Origin of the sequence: Pseudomonas sp. NFR09 (genome assembly GCF_900111535.1) — a bacterium.
In the GTDB taxonomy this organism is placed as follows: Bacteria; Pseudomonadota; Gammaproteobacteria; order Pseudomonadales; family Pseudomonadaceae; genus Aquipseudomonas; species Aquipseudomonas extremorientalis.
In genome coordinates this window covers 282588-298328 of the sequence record NZ_FOIH01000001.1, presented here as the reverse complement: position 1 = coordinate 298328, position 15741 = coordinate 282588, and the positions used below count along the sequence as shown (strand labels likewise).

Sequence of the window (15741 nt, the reverse complement as noted above, 5' to 3'; positions counted from 1 at the left end):
GGTTTGCAGATCAGGCGTTGTTGAGCGCATCCATTTGGCGCTGCGCGTCCTCCAGCTTGCGTTGCGCCTCGGCCAGTTGCCGAGGTTCGATGTTCAGGTCCTGGGCTTTCTTCAGTTCCGCTCGACGCATCGCCAGCTGGATTTTGGCGCGTTTCAGATCAGCAGTGTTGCTGGATGACGTCGCTGCTTTCGGTACGACACCCACCTCCAAGGCGGCCAGCGCTTGTTCCGCCGCTTCGAATTGCCGTTGCAGGATGATCAACTGCGACTGCTGTTCAAAGGTCGGAGGGTGACCAAACGCCTTCAAGGATTTGTGCAATTGGGCCCGGCTCATTGCGACAGCGATTTTAGCTTTCTTGATCGCGACATCCTGTGCCGTATCGGCTTGCACAGGTAAAGCCGGCACGGAGCGCTTGGTCCGGGCCTGGCGTTCAGCGAGTTTTTGCGCTTCCTCCCGTTGCAGGCGCGCATTGCGTTGCTCATACCGTCGCCTTGCCCGGTCGCGCTTGAGGTGGCGTTCATGGCGTTGCTGATCATTTGTCGCCAGGCCACCGACAATCGGCAATACAGTGGTTGTCGGGCGCATTTCAATGCAGTCGACGGGGCAGGGCGCGACGCAGAGGTCGCAACCGGTGCATTCATCCATGATGACGGTGTGCATCAGCTTGGCGGCGCCGACGATTGCGTCTACGGGGCAGGCCTGGATGCACTTGGTGCAACCGATGCACTCAGCTTCGCGGATGTAGGCAACCTGGGCGGGTGCTTCCCCGCGACTGGCGTCCAGATCCAGCACCGGCACCTGCAGCAACCGTGCAACGTCGGCGATGGTTTCCTGGCCACCGGGCGGGCACTTGTTGATCGCCTCGCCACGGGTGATGCCCTCGGCGTAAGGCTTGCAACCCGGGTGCCCGCACTTGCCGCATTGGGTCTGCGGCAGCAGTGCGTCGATGCGTTGAATGAGGTTCATGCTGTGATCACAGGCATAGCAAACTGGGTTTAATGGGAGGGCAGGGATTTGTTGTGGTGAGCGGGGCATGCCCGCTCGCCACAACAAGCTCCTTCACCACAACATGCCCATGCAAGGTAGCTTACTTGATGCGCTGACCCGGCTTGGCACCACTGTCAGGGCTGAGCAGGTAGATCTCTTCGCCACCAGGGCCGGCCGCCATTACCATGCCTTCAGACACGCCGAACTTCATTTTCCGAGGCTTGAGGTTGGCGATCATCATGGTCAGGCGGCCATCGAGTTTGGACGGGTCCGGGTAAGCGCTCTTGATCCCGGAGAACACGTTACGTTGCTCGCCGCCGAGGTCCAGTGTCAGGCGCAGCAACTTGTCGGCACCCTCCACGGCTTCGGCCTTGACGATCAGCGCGACACGCAGGTCCACTGCAGCAAAAGCGTCGAAGTCGATTTCCGCGGAAATCGGATCCTTGGCCAGCTCGCCATTACCCGCCGGCGCCGATTCGCCAGTGTCGGTCTGGCTGGCGACCAGGTCTTCTTTCGAAGCGTCGGTCATGGCCTGGACTTTCACCGGGTCGATACGGGTCATCAGTGGCTTGAACTCGTTCAACTGATGATTGCCGAGCAGGGTGGCGTGATCGTTCCAGGTCAGCGGCGCCACGTTGAGGAACGCCTCGGCGTCGGCGGCCAGCAGTGGCAGCACGGGTTTGAGGAAGATCACCAACTGGCGGAACAGGTTGATGCCTGTGGCGCAGATCGCCTGGACTTCCGCCTGCTTGCCTTCCTGCTTGTTCAGCGACCATGGTGCCTTGTCGGCGATCCAGGCGTTGGCGCGGTCGGCCAGGCCCATGATCTCGCGCATCGCACGGGCGAAGTCGCGGGCTTCATAGGCGTCGGCAATACTCGGCGCGGCGGCCAGGAAGGCGTCGGTCAGTTCCGGCGCAGCGTTCTCGGCTACCAGTACACCCGCGTTGCCCTTGTGGATAAACCCAGCGCAACGGCTGGCGATGTTGACGACTTTACCGACCAGGTCCGAGTTGACCTTCTGTACGAAGTCTTCCAGGTTCAGGTCCAGGTCGTCGACGCCACGGCCCAGTTTGGACGCGTAGTAGTAGCGCAGGTATTCCGGTGACAGATGGTCCAGGTAGGTGCGCGCCTTGATAAAAGTGCCACGGGACTTGGACATTTTCTGGCCGTTGACCGTCAGGTAGCCGTGTACGGCAATGCCGGTTGGCTTGCGGTAGCCCGAACCTTCGAGCATCGCCGGCCAGAACAGGGCGTGGAAGTTGACGATGTCTTTGCCGATGAAGTGGTACAGCTCGGCGCTGGAGTCCTTGCTCCAGAACGTATCGAAGTCCAACTCCGGCGTGCGGTCGCAAAGGTTCTTGAAGCTGGCCATGTAACCGATCGGCGCATCCAGCCATACATAGAAGTATTTGCCCGGCTCGCCCGGGATCTCGAAACCGAAGTACGGCGCATCCCGGGAGATGTCCCATTGCTGCAGACCGCTGTCGAGCCATTCGGAGAGTTTGTTGGCCACGGCATCCTGCAGGGTGCCGCTGCGGGTCCAGGTTTGCAGCATCTGCTGGAAATCCGGAAGCTTGAAGAAGAAGTGCTGGGAATCCTTGAGCACCGGGGTAGCACCGGAGATCGCCGACTTGGGATCCTTCAGGTCAGTGGGTGCATAGGTTGCGCCGCACTTTTCACAGTTGTCGCCGTACTGGTCTTCAGTGCCGCATTTCGGGCAGGTGCCCTTGATGAAACGGTCGGCCAGGAACATTTTCTTTTCCGGGTCGAAATACTGGGTCACCGAACGCTGGTCGATATGCCCGGCTTCCTTGAGCCGCAGGTAGATCTGGCTCGACAGTTCACGGTTTTCTTCGGAGTGGGTCGAGTGGAAGTTGTCGAAATCCACCAGGAACTCGGCAAAGTCGGCGCTGTGTTCAGCCTGCACATTGGCGATCAGTTGCTCCGGGGTGATGCCTTCCTTTTCGGCGCGCAGCATGATGGCCGAACCGTGGGCGTCGTCCGCGCAGACATAAATGCATTGGTTGCCGCGATGCTTCTGGAAGCGCACCCACATATCGGTCTGGATGTACTCAAGCATATGGCCAAGATGGATGGAACCATTGGCATAGGGCAGGGCGCTGGTGACGAGGATCTTGCGTGGCTCGGACATGGGGCTCGGCTACTTGATGAAACGGAGGTCGGCCACTATAAAGCGCCGGGAAATATATTTCACCCCGTGGTGCTGTTTCAGAATCTTCCCAACCTGCGAAAGCATGCCGTAACGCCGCTGGAACGGTTAGGATAGCCGCCTGTTTCAGTCAGTCTTTTTCGGGAGTAGCCCATGAGCGCCGTCAATCGCGCAGCGGTGGAAGCCGTGCTTCGCCAGTACACCGACCCTTATTTGAACCAGGACCCGGTCAGTGCCGGCTGTGTACGCGCCATCGACGTCCAGGGTGACCAGGTGTCGGTCCAATTGGAACTGGGCTATGCAGCCGGTCTGTTCAAGAGCGGTTGGGCGCAGATGCTGCAAATGGCCATTGAAGACCTCGACGGCGTGCGCTCGGCCAAGGTCGACATCCAGTGCGTGATCGCCGCGCACAAGGCCCAGGCACAGATCCCTGGCCTGGCCAACGTCAAGAACGTAGTGGCCGTGGCGTCCGGCAAGGGCGGCGTGGGTAAATCCACCACGGCGGCCAACCTGGCCCTGGCCCTGGCCCGCGAAGGTGCGCGCGTGGGCATTCTCGATGCGGATATCTATGGCCCGAGCCAGGGCGTGATGTTCGGCATCGCCGAAGGCACACGGCCGAAGGTCAAGGACCAGAAGTGGTTCGTGCCGATCGAGTCCCTGGGCGTGGAAGTGATGTCCATGGCCTTCCTCACTGATGACAACACGCCGATGGTCTGGCGCGGCCCGATGGTCTCCGGCGCTTTGCTGCAGCTGGTTACCCAGACCGCCTGGGGCGACCTGGACTACTTGGTGATCGATATGCCGCCAGGCACCGGTGATATCCAGTTGACCCTGGCGCAAAAAGTCCCGGTGGCCGGCTCGGTGATTGTTACCACGCCCCAGGACCTGGCGCTGCTCGACGCGAAGAAAGGTGTAGAGATGTTCCGCAAGGTCAACATCCCGGTGCTGGGCGTTGTGGAGAACATGGCGGTGCACATCTGCTCCAACTGTGGTCATGCCGAGCATCTGTTCGGCGAAGGCGGCGGCGAGAAGCTGGCCACTCAGTACGGCGTGGAACTGTTGGCCTCGTTGCCGCTGTCGATGCTCATCCGCGAGCAGGCGGATGGTGGCAAGCCTACCGTCGTGGCTGAACCGGACAGCCAGATCGCCATGATCTATCAGGAGCTGGCGCGTCATGTAGGTGCGCGGATCGTCCTGCAGGAAGCAGCCACGCCAGCCATGCCGACCATCACCGTCAGCGACGACTGAGGCGGTTGAAGGGAAAAAAGCCCCGACGTGTCGGGGCTTTTTCATGTCTGGAAGATGGTCAAGGTGTGTTTGTTTCTCAATCACGCAGTTGGTCTTGTAAGCATTTGCTTACTTTTTCGTAAGTGTTTGGTTTTTTTACCTTCCACGGACGTCGGTTTTCTTCGAAGCTTTTTTCTAACCAATTGAAATTTAACAATTAATTATTCCGTATTCAGGGCGATCGCATGTCAGTTCATGGGTAGGATCCCGTTGAACTTCCTTTGGAACTCTTTAAGATCAGCCCTGTGTCCACGGATTGGCACGGCCATCAAGGAACGATGGTTGAAGGAACGTCGCAGGATGCGATTCATCAGGATGATGAAAAGGAATACAGGGACTAGGGAAAAAATGTGGGCGGGTCATACCGCCCCTTTTTTTTGCCTGTAGGAAAGGGAAACCGGCCACCTAGAAACGCAAAAAGGCCCGCAAGGGGCCTTTTGGATGGGGCGACGCTATCAGCGTTCGAGGTGTGCGATCTTACCTTTTTTGCCATCCCACTCCGCTGCATCCGGCATCGGATCTTTGCGCTCAGTGATGTTCGGCCAGACTTCCGCCAGCTCGACGTTCAACTGAATGAATTCCTGCATCTCCGCCGGGACTTCATCCTCGGAGAAAATAGCGACGGCCGGGCATTCAGGTTCACACAGGGCGCAATCGATGCACTCATCCGGGTGGATAACCAGGAAGTTCGGGCCTTCGTAGAAGCAGTCCACCGGACACACTTCGACGCAGTCGGTGTACTTGCACTTGATGCAGTTGTCGGTAACGACGAAGGTCATTTCTAATTTTCTCCTCAGGCGGCGGCAGCGAAACCCTTTGTGGCAGGGCTCGCGAGGTTTGGGAGCGATAGTCTGCAGGCCAGGCTAATAGCCTGCAGCATCCCAAACCGCGCGAGAGTCTACCAGCTTGCAAGCGTCTGCGTTATATCCGAACTTGCAGTGCATATAACATTTCGAGCGCTTTTCGCGGCGTCAAGCCATCCAAGTCAAGCTTAGCCAATTCATCCAGCACCGGATGGGGCAGGCTGGCAAACATGTCGCTCTGGTGCGGCGCAGCCGGTTTGCTGGCGGCTTTGGCTGGGCTGGCGACCACCGTCTCATGGGGCAGGGCCGTGGTTTCCAGGCGGCTGAGGTGCTCGCGAGCGCGGGTGATCACATCGTTCGGCACCCCCGCCAGTTGCGCCACGGCCAGGCCGTAGCTCTGGCTGGCGGGCCCTGGCAGCACGTGGTGCAGGAACACGATGCGCTCGTTGTGCTCGGTGGCGTTCAGGTGCACGTTGGCTACCAGCGGCTCGCTTTCCGGCAACACCGTCAGCTCGAAATAGTGCGTGGCAAACAGCGTGTAGGCACGCAGGTGCGCCAGGCGTTCGGCTGCCGCCCAGGCCAGGGACAAACCGTCGAAGGTGCTGGTGCCGCGCCCCACTTCGTCCATCAGCACCAGGCTGCGTTCGGTAGCGTTATGCAGGATGTTGGCGGTTTCGCTCATTTCCACCATAAAGGTCGAGCGCCCACCGGCCAGGTCATCGCTGGAGCCGATCCGGGTGAAAATGCGGTCCACCAGGGACAGCTCGCAACTGGCCGCCGGTACAAAGCTGCCGATATGCGCCAACAGCACGATCAAAGCGGTCTGACGCATGTAGGTGGATTTACCGCCCATGTTCGGACCGGTGATCACCAACATACGGGTATCGTCGTCCAGGGACAGGTCGTTGGCAACGAACGGCGTGGTCAGCACCTGTTCTACAACCGGGTGACGACCTTGCACGATGCGCATGCACGGCTCGCTGACAAAACGCGGGCAGTTCAGATCAAGGTTCAGCGCACGCTCGGCGAGGTTGCTCAGCACGTCCAGTTCGGCCAGCGCTGCGGCAGTGTCCTGCAGCGGTGCCAATTGGCTGATCAAGTCCTCCAGCAGATTCTCATAGAGCATCTTCTCTCGAGCCAGGGCGCGGCTCTTGGCCGACAGTGCCTTGTCTTCGAATTCTTTCAGCTCCGGGGTGATAAACCGTTCGGCGCCTTTGAGGGTCTGGCGACGTTGATAATCGATCGGCGCCGATTCGGCCTGCTTGCTGGGCAACTCAATAAAGTAGCCATGCACACGGTTGTAGCCGACTTTCAGGTTGGCCAGACCGGTGCGGGCTTTTTCGCGGGCTTCCAGGTCGATCAGGAACTGCCCGGCGTTTTCGCTCAGGGACTGCAGTTCGTCCAGTTCGCTGTCGTAACCGGTCTTGAGTACGCCGCCGTCACGGATGATCGCCGGCGGGTTGTCGATGATGGCTTTTTCCAGCAAGGCCGCCAGCTCCGGGTAAGTCCCGGCTGTAGTTGCAAGCTGTTGCAGGTGCGGCGTATCCAGCTCGGTCATCGCCACCTGCAGTTGCGGCAGGGCACCGAGGGCATCGCGCAGGCGCGCCAGGTCACGGGGTCGTGCGTTACGCAGGCCGATCCGCGCCAGGATGCGCTCGATATCGCCGATTTCCTTCAACTGTGGCTGCAGCTTTTCAAAGCGATAGCCGTCCAGCAGGCAGGTAATGGACGTCTGGCGTGCTTGCAGCACTGTCAGGTCCCGCAGCGGACGGTTCAGCCAGCGGGTCAGCAGGCGGCTGCCCATGGCCGTCTGGCAGCGGTCGACCACCGATTGCAAGGTGTTATCGCGACCACCGGCCAGGTTGGTATCCAACTCCAGGTTGCGACGGCTGGCGCCATCGAGCACCACGGTATCGTCCAGACGCTCATGACGCAGGCTGCGCAAGTGCGGCAGGGCGGTGCGCTGGGTTTCCTTGGCGTAGCCAAGCAGGCAACCGGCGGCGCCGATGGCCAGGGTCAGGGTCTCGCACCCGAAGCCTTTGAGGTCCTGTACGGAGAACTGCTGGCACAGACTTTTCAGCGCCGAATCACGCTCGAAATCCCAAGGCGCACGGCGCTTGGCCCCACGACGTTTTTCTGCCGGCAGATCCTTTGGCCAATCATCCGGGATCAACAGCTCCACTGGGTTGATGCGTTCCAGCTCCGCCAGCAGGTTCTCCCAGCCCTTGATCTCCAACACGCTGAAGTTGCCGCTGGTGATATCCAGTACCGACAGGCCAAACAGGCGCTCATCGCCCAACACGGCGGCAATCAGGTTATCGCGACGCTCATCCAGCAGCGCCTCATCACTCACCGTTCCTGGCGTAATAATTCGCACCACCTGGCGTTCAACTGGCCCCTTGCTGGTCGCCGGGTCGCCGATCTGCTCACAGATCACCACCGACTCGCCCAGCTTCACCAGCTTGACCAGGTAACCCTCCAACGAATGGTAAGGAATCCCACACATCGGAATCGACTGCCCCGCCGACTGTCCGCGCGCGGTCAGCGTGATGTCCAGCAACTTGGCGGCCTTCTTTGCGTCTTCGTAGAAGATCTCGTAGAAGTCGCCCATGCGGTAGAACATCAACTGATCAGGGTGCTGGTTCTTGAGGCGCCAGTACTGCTGCATCATCGGGGTGTGGGAGGACAGGTCTGAAGTGGTTTTACTCATTGGTCGTAGGCAAATTCGTTGAAAGGAGTGGGGCAAATGTGGGGCATTCCGCCCTGCGATTTTGCGATGGGCGCAAGGTTAACATGCGAGGTCGGAGCTTCGCAGGTCGCAAACGGATAGGTAAAACGCAAAAGCCGGCGCTGCATTTACTTAACTGCAAGTAAACGCGCCGCCGGTATCTTTCATGCCTTTGTATTACAGCGACCGCACAGGGATGCAGATGTCGCAGATGAACTCACCGGTGTCAGAATCGGTTGCGGTTGCCGCAAAGAACATCTCGAAACATGGTCGGTCATCGCATTGCAGACCGCTGGAAGGCATCCATTCTCGCGTCAGCCACATCCAGGCATCGGCTATTTTTTCTGTTTTCCCTTTGAAGCTCGCTACGGCATAGCGGCCGCCCGGCAGGGTCTGAATGTCTGCCTGGGCGCTGGTCACAAAAGAGGCTGGCACTTCTACGCAAGCATCGTAGCGGCACTTGTTCGGGGGCGTGATGGATGGATCGTCATACCCTATGCCGTAACACCGTTCATCGCCGAGGCCATTGGAGTGCATCCACGGCGCCATGGTCCCGCGCCAGAAGTGGCCGATTGCGGGGCCATAGGGGCCGATCAGGCGTTGGTAGGCAACGCGTACCTTGGGTAAATCAATGATGCGTACGTCCATGGTGGGCTCTTTCGTTGAAGGAGAAGAGAGCCCAGCGTCGTCGAACGTACGCTCATGTGCCTGATGGGTATTGCCGAAGACCTGATCAGGATTGCTCTGCTGCGCACCCGGGCGCGGGCCGATGGCAGCCGCCTGTGCTGCCAGTCGCTGCGGTGTGTTGGTGCGCCACTCGGATGGCGTGCAGCCAAACTGTAGTTTGAAGGCCCGTGCGAATGCTTCGCCCGAGTTGAAACCGCTGGCCAATGCTGTTTCCAGTACGGTTTCGTGGTTGCCGCAGGACAGGCGGAACGCCGCCTTCTCCAGTCGCCGCCGGCGGACATAACTGCCCAATGTCTCGCCCATCCACGCCGCGAAAATCCGATGAAAATGGAAGCGCGAAAAGTTGGCGATATCGGCCAACCGGGCACCCTCCAAGGGGGTATCCAGGTGGGTATCGATGTAGTTGAGTACGCGGTTCATGCGTCGGGCGTACTCGGCGCGGGATACGTGGACGGAGGATTTGGTTGTCATAGTGCGTGATAGTATGCATAAAAAATGCAAATTAGCATTTGCCAAGCCAAAAAACTCCCGTCACTATCCTCGTTATGCAAAAACGCAACGTTTCTATCGTCTTAAGAGAATTGCTGGACCGCGACCGGATCTCCCCCACGGAGCTTTACCGGCGCACCGGCGTGCCACAATCCACGCTGTCCCGGATCCTCAGCGGCAAGATCGTTGATCCGTCGGACAAGCACATCTCCCGTATCGCCGAGTACTTCCGTGTCAGCACCGATTACCTGCGCGGGCGCGCGGCGATGGGCGCGTTGCGCGATGACGCGCGCGACCCGATGCATTCGGAACTCAAGGACATAAGCCTGTGGGACGACGACACGCCCGTCAATGATGACGAGGTGTCGATCCCCTTTCTGCGCGAGGTTGAATTGGCTGCTGGATCAGGAAGATTCGTCATCGAGGAAAGCGAGAAGGCCAGCCTGCGGTTCGGCAAGCGCAGCCTGCGGCATAACGGTGTGCAGTTCGACCAGGCCAAGTGCGTGACGGTGCGCGGCAACAGCATGTTGCCGGTGCTGCGCGACGGTGCGACGGTCGGGGTGAACGCGGGCAAGAGTGGCATCGGCGATATCGTCGATGGTGACTTGTATGCCATCAATCACAACGGCCAATTGCGCGTGAAACAGCTCTATCGCCTGCCTTCCGGGATCCGCCTGCGCAGTTTCAACCGCGATGAGCACCCGGATGAGGACTACAGCTTCCAGGAAATCCAGGATGAGCAGATCAGCATTCTGGGTCATGTGTTCTGGTGGGGTATGTACGCCCGTTAACCTTCCCGCGTAAGACAACGCCCGCCAACGAGCGGGCTTTTTTCCGTCTGCAGAAAATCGCCAAACCCCCGTCCTACAAGGCTGTAAATGCGCCAATGCATTTATTTGGTAAAAATAAATGCATTTGTGCATTGACTGTATATGCATACATATCTATTCTTCATCTCAAGCCAGCCAAACAAGGCTTGGTGGAGGCGGCAAGGATGCTGCCAGGAAAGACAAGGAAGGCACGCAACACCGGCAAGGACGCCATCTGAGCGATGGCAGGGATGTCAGGCAATACCGGCAAGGATGCCGACGCTCTTTAGTTTCAAAGCATGACCAACACAGGCAGCGATGAACCGGCCTCATAACGGTTCAGAGGGTTGGCAACTGACCCGGGTGTGCAGCGTAAAGCACCAGAAGCAGTTATCCGGCAGACAGGGATCGTGGTCGGAAAAACATCAAGGAAAGATCCGTACCGCGCCAGTAGCGCCGAAAGATCGAATATGGACCGCATTACTGAAAAGCCCGGGCAACCGGGCTTTTTGGAATGCCTACCTACGAAATGGATTTACCCAAGAGCCGGCCCGGCGCCGGTAGTGCTCAGCCAGGAGGCGTGACATGACAAACGAGCAGCAAGCGTTAGCGGAAATGCCTATCTGGCTGGTGATCGTACTGGCCCTGATCGGCGGGGTGTCCGGCGAAATGTGGCGCGCCGACAAGGAGGGCGCCCGCGGTTGGTCGTTGATCCGGCGCCTGGCCCTGCGGTCCGGGGCGTGCATGGTCTGCGGGGTCTCGGCCTTGATGCTGTGCTACGCCGCCGGCATGTCGATCTGGACCGCCGGGGCCATTGGTTGCCTCACCGCCATGGCCGGTGCGGACGTGGCCATCGGCCTTTATGAACGCTGGGCCGCCAAGCGCATCGGGGTCAACCAGGCCCCGAACTCTCGCCCGGATCAGCAGTAAGCGCTGCAAGGATGCAAGCAGATGACACTTCTCGAAAAACCTTCCCAACTGCCTGTGGCGATTGGAGACGCACTGAAGAGTGCGTTCCCACAGCTGCGGGTTGGTAATCATCATGACTTTTCTGGAGCGGGCGATAAAACGGGCATTTTGATCAGCGTGGATCGCAATGGCCCGGGCGTTCGCTCCCTTGCCGGGCGCAAGGCGCACGCCTTGTCGGTTTCACTCAAGGTCATGGTCGCCGGCGGCTCGGCACCGTTTGATGCCTGCGATCTGGCCAGTCAATTGATGGACCTGGCTCTGGATAACCGCTGGGGCCTGCCGCCCGAGCAATGCGACCTGCCCACTGCGATTGTCGCGGCACCTTCCGTGCTCAACGGTGCGGAAACGGATTACGACACTTGGACTGTTTCCTTCATCCAAACCCTCTATCTCGGCCCGTCGCTGCTCGAAGATCCCACAGGCAAGCCGCTGTTTGCCTGCACCTGGGAAGTCACGAACATCGATGATCCCGACCAATACCGCCCGTTGCAGGAGTAGCCCATGTTCGATGCATTGCTACGCATGCAACTGGGGCCGATCGTCGAGCGCCTGGCCGAAATGGAAGCCCAGCTTGAAGATCTCTATCGACGCGCAGAAAGCTTCTGCCGAATTGGCGTGTGCCAGGAGGTCGACGCCGCCAGCAATACCTGCACGATCAGCCACGGGGACTTACTCAGTCCGGCGATCAGGTTTTTCAACCCCAGCGCCGGGGCGCAGACCGAAACCCGTATCCCCTCAGTGGGCGAACAATGCTTGTTGCTCAACTATGGCGGCGGCGAGGGTGGGGCGCAGTCGGTGGCTTTGTTCGGCTTGAACAGCGATCGTTTTCCGCCGGTTTCCAGTGTTCCGACGCTGACCCGGCGGCGTTATCAGGATGGCACCCAGAGCGACTACGACGACGCCAGCCACGCCTTCAATTGGGTCAACGGCCCAACCACGTTTATCGGTTCTCGCGAACAGGTCTACGTCAAGGTCGGCGCCGCCAGCCTGACGATGAGCGGCCAGAGCATCACGCTGCAAGTCGGCGGTACCAGCCTGTCGCTGGATGCCGGCGGCGCGCACTTCACCGGCCCGGTGGTGGACCATCAAGGCCGGGTCATCAGCCCCTGATAAGGACATCCCATGATTGGAATCGACCGTGACACCGGGGCAGCCGTCGATGACTGGTTGCAATTCGTGCAGCGCGCCACCCGAGCGCTGACCACTCCCGTGGGCACTCGCCAGAAGCGCCCGTTGTACGGCTCGCTGATCCCGCAACTGCTCGGGCAGAACCTCGGTGACGATCTGCTGATCCTCGCCCAAAGCCACGCCGCCCAGGCGTTCTATAACCCCCAGAACGGTATCGCCGACTTTCAGCCCCAGATCATCGTCGCTACCCGTCAGGGCGCCGGTTTGTTGCTGCGTTTTGCCGGCACCTGGAAAAACCGCCAGCAATCCTTCGAGGTCGTGACATGAGCATGTTGATCCCTGGCCAGAACCAACTGGCCGAACCGGCCATCATCGCGGTCGATGAGTTCGAACCATTGCTGGCCGAGTTCAAGGCCTTCGTGGTTGATTACGTCGCCACTCGCGCCCCGCAAAGCGCGGCCAAACTCAAGATCAGCCTCGACAATGAAAGCGAACTGCTGACCCTGGCCATGGAAGCATTTTGCGTGCGCCTGCAAACCCACGAACGCAAGTACAACGCCCGCATCAAGCAGATGCTGGCGTGGTGGGCCACCGGCAGCAACCTGGATGCACGCCTGGCCGATATGGGCCTGGAGCGCCAGGTCCTCGACCCAGGTGACCCGGCCGCTTTCCCGCCGGTGCCGCCGATTCTGGAAAGCGACGACGACGCCCGCCTGCGTTACTACCTGGCGCCCCACGCCCCGGCGGCAGGCTCGCGCATGCAGTATCGTCGCGAGGTGTTCACCCTGGGCGAGCGGCCATCGGTCAAGGTGCAAAGCGCCACGCCGGGCGTAGTGACCGTCAGCTACACCTTTGATCCGGACGGCTACGCGGCGCAGGTCAAGGACGGCAACGCTCGACGTACCGCGCCCGGCGAGGTGATGGTCACCGTGCTTTCCAGGGAGGGTGATGGCACCGCTTCCGCCGATTTGCTTGACGGCGTTCGGCGACATTTCGCACGGCCCGATGTAAGGCCGGAGACCGATCTGGTCAGCGTCCAGGGCGCGCAGATCCAGCGCTACAAGATTCGGGTGGTCGCCAAGATCAACGCCGGCCCGGATTCGGGCTTGACCCAGGTCGCGGCACAGAAACTGCTGCAAACCTACGCCGACTCGTGCCATCGCCTGGAAGGCCGGGTCGACCCGAGCTGGATCGACTACGCGATCCACAGTGCCGGCGCCGCGCAACTGCAAATCCTTGAGCCGCTGGAGCCGATCATCAGCACCGCGTTCCAGGCCCCGTATTGCACGGGCGTCGAGGTGGAGGTGCGCACGCTATGATGGATGAACCCAAAGCGAGCCTGTTGCCGGTCAACAGCTCACCGCTGGAAAGGGCGCTGGACCTGGGGTTGGGCAGGCTGCTGGATCGAGTGAGTCCGCCATTTCCGGCCTTGATGAGTCCGCTGCAAACGCCCAGCGAGTTTCTTCCTTATCTGGCCGCCGACCGCGGCGTCAGTGAATGGGATGCTGACGCCAGCGAGTCGGAAAAACGCCTGACTGTGGCCTTGTCCTGGCAGATACAGCGTCAGGCGGGGACACCGAAGGCGCTCGTTCACGCGGTGGAGTCACTGGGGTTCACTCCCAACATCAGTGCCTGGTATCAGCAGCGGCCCTTGGGCTTGCCTTACACCTTTGATGTACAGGCCATCATCGGGCGCAGTTGGTCCAGTGGTGACCACAACCGCCTAATCCGCCGCATCAATGCAGCGCAGAGTGAGCGGGACCTGGCAACGATCACCATCGTTCTCGAAACCCAAGGGCGCCTTGCGTTCACTCAAGTCGCACATGCTTCGTTGAGTGATGGTGAGTTTTCTCTGACCAGCGCACTACCGGAGTTGGCGTTGGCTGCTCGGCTTAACAGTGTCGGGGCCACCCGTCACTACACCATTAACGACTACGACCTCAGGGCGCAGCCATGACAGATGACATTACGCGCCTGGTGCGCTTCACCTCCAAAGGTTTGGATGAAGTGCTGCAGGCAAAGAACCAGGGCTTGAAAGGCGAAATCACCCACATTGGCGCCGGTACCGGCCGCTACAGCCCTGACGGCTCGGAAATAGCCTTGCGCGATGAGCGCCAACGGGTCGCCATTGTGGATTACGAGGACTTGGGCGACCGGCAACTCAGGATGGCCGCACTGTTTGATGGCGAGGCCGAATATGAAATCGGCGAGTTCGGGTTTTATCTCGCCAGCGGGACTTTGCTGGCGGTGTATTCCGTGGCAGGGAAGTTGTTGACGTATAAAGCGGCGGCAGCGCGAGTACTGCAAAAATTTACGCTGGATATTTCGCCATTGCCAGCGAACAGTGTGACGATCGTGGTGGGGAGTGACAACTTTAACTTGTTGCTTACGGAAGAGTTGGCAGTTTTAGCAGCCGCCACTGTGAATAATATGGCCAGGCACGTCGGTGTGTTATTTCGAGTGATGGCTCTGGAAAATAACGGTTAACAATAATCTGAAGGCTGTGTGCGTTGGCACTATTCGGGACGATTAATAATTAAGAGGTTCAATATGGGCATTGAGCAGAAAATAGGTGAGTTGGTCACTGCAACAGATAGTTTGACAGCTGTCGTCAACGGGAAGATTTCTCAAATTGACACACGGATGGATGTGGCGCGTGCAGAGTTTGATGAATTCCGCAGCAAAAAAGATATGGTTGGGTTGGTAGGGGCATCAGGTTCGGTCCAACTTAACGTGTTCCAAGGCGGCGTGTGGGGGACCGGTGGGCCCCAAAACACAGGTGCATCTGGCGGATTTTCCGTCGTTGATCTAGGCACGTCGGATAATATTTACATGCACTTCAAACTGCCGGTGAATATCAATACTCACGATCAAATGTTTTGGTTTAATATTCGTGGTTACAGTTACGGCAGTGCAACTATCGTAGACGAGACTATTGTGGGCTACTGCTACTCGCCTCAAAGGGCAGTATTGAACAAAGCCGTTTTCGGGAACATGTCTCCAGGAATTTACACCGATTCGACTGGTAATGTGATTATGCGCTTGAAGTTTCCAAGCATTTATGTGACAACCATTCGTATCGATACAATGCAGGTCGGTATCGGAGGGTTGTTTGCAGTGGGGAGTCTTAAGTCGAAACTGTCACTGACAGATAAGGTGGAGTTTTAAATGAGCGAAACAATTGAAGTGGGATCTCAATACAAACCTAATCCTGAGTCTATCGCCCTCGCCGAGTGGGCGTCCATTCGTACCTGTCGTCGACAGTTGCTGAACGCAACAGAAGCAATGCAGGCCGTAGATAGTCCACTCACGGATGCGCAACGAAGTGAGCTCGCGCTGTATCGTCAGGCCGTGCGTGATGTTCCCCAAGACTCCGGCGACCCTTATAAGGTGGTATGGCCGGACCTGCCAATATTCCTTAAATAACCTACCGCGAAAGCGGTTTTTTTTCGCCTCCCAAAGCCCCTCCCGCAGGGGCTTTGGCGTTTTCCACCCGGAGATTTGTCCCTATGCAAAACCGCCAAACCTACACCGTCCTCATCCCTTTCCCCACCGGAGGCGGCCATTGGTCCACCGTCGGCGAGGAACTTGAGCTGCTGGACGTCGAAGCATCCGCCCTGCGCACCGCTGGCCGCCTGGAACTGACCAGCGTCCTCAATTCCACCCCCAAGAAGGCTGACTGA

Annotated in this window: 17 protein-coding genes; 12 read left to right on the top strand and 5 right to left on the bottom strand. The window is 59.1% G+C overall.

The window, feature by feature from the left end:
* Nucleotides 1-10 precede the first annotated feature (10 nt).
* Together rsxB and metG are read right to left on the bottom strand one after the other, a co-directional pair.
* On the bottom strand, nucleotides 11-967 hold the full coding sequence (rsxB, locus tag BMX59_RS01395; RefSeq protein WP_093119437.1) for an electron transport complex subunit RsxB: 957 nt from the start codon (nucleotides 965-967) through the stop codon (nucleotides 11-13).
* Between the two features lie 121 nt (nucleotides 968-1088).
* A complete protein-coding gene (gene metG / locus BMX59_RS01390) occupies nucleotides 1089-3140 on the bottom strand; it encodes a methionine--tRNA ligase (RefSeq protein ID WP_093119434.1) in 2052 nt (683 codons plus the stop codon).
* Nucleotides 3141-3311: 171 nt separating this feature from the next.
* On the opposite strand from metG, the gene apbC reads away from it, so the two are divergent.
* Nucleotides 3312-4406, top strand: a complete 1095-nt coding sequence (apbC, locus tag BMX59_RS01385; protein WP_093119431.1) for an iron-sulfur cluster carrier protein ApbC — start codon at nucleotides 3312-3314, stop codon at nucleotides 4404-4406.
* Between the two features lie 494 nt (nucleotides 4407-4900).
* Here apbC and fdxA read toward each other — a convergent pair whose 3' ends face one another.
* The 3 genes from fdxA to BMX59_RS01370 all read right to left on the bottom strand — a co-directional run bounded on the left by fdxA (nucleotide 4901) and on the right by BMX59_RS01370 (nucleotide 9083).
* The gene (fdxA, locus tag BMX59_RS01380; RefSeq protein WP_071488721.1) at nucleotides 4901-5224 is read right to left on the bottom strand and encodes a ferredoxin FdxA; all 324 of its coding nucleotides are present in this window, start codon (nucleotides 5222-5224) and stop codon (nucleotides 4901-4903) included.
* Nucleotides 5225-5366: 142 nt separating this feature from the next.
* A complete protein-coding gene (gene mutS / locus BMX59_RS01375; protein ID WP_071488722.1) occupies nucleotides 5367-7958 on the bottom strand; it encodes a DNA mismatch repair protein MutS in 2592 nt (863 codons plus the stop codon).
* A gap of 195 nt (nucleotides 7959-8153) precedes the next feature.
* On the bottom strand, nucleotides 8154-9083 hold the full coding sequence (locus BMX59_RS01370) for an AraC family transcriptional regulator (RefSeq protein WP_175486652.1): 930 nt from the start codon (nucleotides 9081-9083) through the stop codon (nucleotides 8154-8156).
* A 125-nt stretch (nucleotides 9084-9208) separates the two neighbouring features.
* On the opposite strand from BMX59_RS01370, the gene BMX59_RS01365 reads away from it, so the two are divergent.
* The 11 genes from BMX59_RS01365 (at nucleotide 9209) to BMX59_RS30400 (ending at nucleotide 15741) form a co-directional block, all read left to right on the top strand.
* Nucleotides 9209-9943 (top strand): LexA family transcriptional regulator, encoded by a 735-nt coding sequence (locus BMX59_RS01365; RefSeq protein WP_092241067.1) that lies wholly within the window; start codon nucleotides 9209-9211, stop codon nucleotides 9941-9943.
* Nucleotides 9944-10546: 603 nt separating this feature from the next.
* Nucleotides 10547-10891 carry a phage holin family protein gene (locus BMX59_RS01360; protein ID WP_071488725.1) on the top strand — a complete coding sequence of 115 codons (345 nt, stop codon included), beginning with the start codon at nucleotides 10547-10549 and terminating at the stop codon, nucleotides 10889-10891.
* Between the two features lie 21 nt (nucleotides 10892-10912).
* Nucleotides 10913-11428, top strand: coding sequence for a hypothetical protein (locus BMX59_RS01355; RefSeq protein WP_093119425.1), 516 nt, complete (start codon nucleotides 10913-10915; stop codon nucleotides 11426-11428).
* Nucleotides 11429-11431: 3 nt separating this feature from the next.
* Entirely contained in the window at nucleotides 11432-12040 is a 609-nt protein-coding gene (locus BMX59_RS01350; protein ID WP_093119423.1) for a phage baseplate assembly protein V, read from the top strand.
* 12 nt (nucleotides 12041-12052) lie between these two features.
* Nucleotides 12053-12385 (top strand): phage baseplate protein, encoded by a 333-nt coding sequence (locus BMX59_RS01345; protein WP_071488728.1) that lies wholly within the window; start codon nucleotides 12053-12055, stop codon nucleotides 12383-12385.
* Nucleotides 12382-13377 carry a baseplate J/gp47 family protein gene (locus BMX59_RS01340; RefSeq protein ID WP_093119420.1) on the top strand — a complete coding sequence of 332 codons (996 nt, stop codon included), beginning with the start codon at nucleotides 12382-12384 and terminating at the stop codon, nucleotides 13375-13377. The genes BMX59_RS01345 and BMX59_RS01340 overlap by 4 nt, the downstream gene beginning before the upstream one ends.
* Entirely contained in the window at nucleotides 13377-14015 is a 639-nt protein-coding gene (locus BMX59_RS01335; protein ID WP_093120068.1) for a phage tail protein I, read from the top strand. The genes BMX59_RS01340 and BMX59_RS01335 overlap by 1 nt, the downstream gene beginning before the upstream one ends.
* Nucleotides 14012-14545 carry a hypothetical protein gene (locus BMX59_RS01330; RefSeq protein WP_093119418.1) on the top strand — a complete coding sequence of 178 codons (534 nt, stop codon included), beginning with the start codon at nucleotides 14012-14014 and terminating at the stop codon, nucleotides 14543-14545. The genes BMX59_RS01335 and BMX59_RS01330 overlap by 4 nt, the downstream gene beginning before the upstream one ends.
* 63 nt (nucleotides 14546-14608) lie before the next feature.
* On the top strand, nucleotides 14609-15226 hold the full coding sequence (locus BMX59_RS01325) for a hypothetical protein (protein WP_093119416.1): 618 nt from the start codon (nucleotides 14609-14611) through the stop codon (nucleotides 15224-15226).
* Complete coding sequence (locus tag BMX59_RS01320) at nucleotides 15227-15484, top strand: phage tail assembly chaperone (protein ID WP_093119414.1); 258 nt, start codon at nucleotides 15227-15229, stop codon at nucleotides 15482-15484.
* A gap of 83 nt (nucleotides 15485-15567) precedes the next feature.
* On the top strand, nucleotides 15568-15741 hold the full coding sequence (locus tag BMX59_RS30400) for a hypothetical protein (protein ID WP_175486651.1): 174 nt from the start codon (nucleotides 15568-15570) through the stop codon (nucleotides 15739-15741).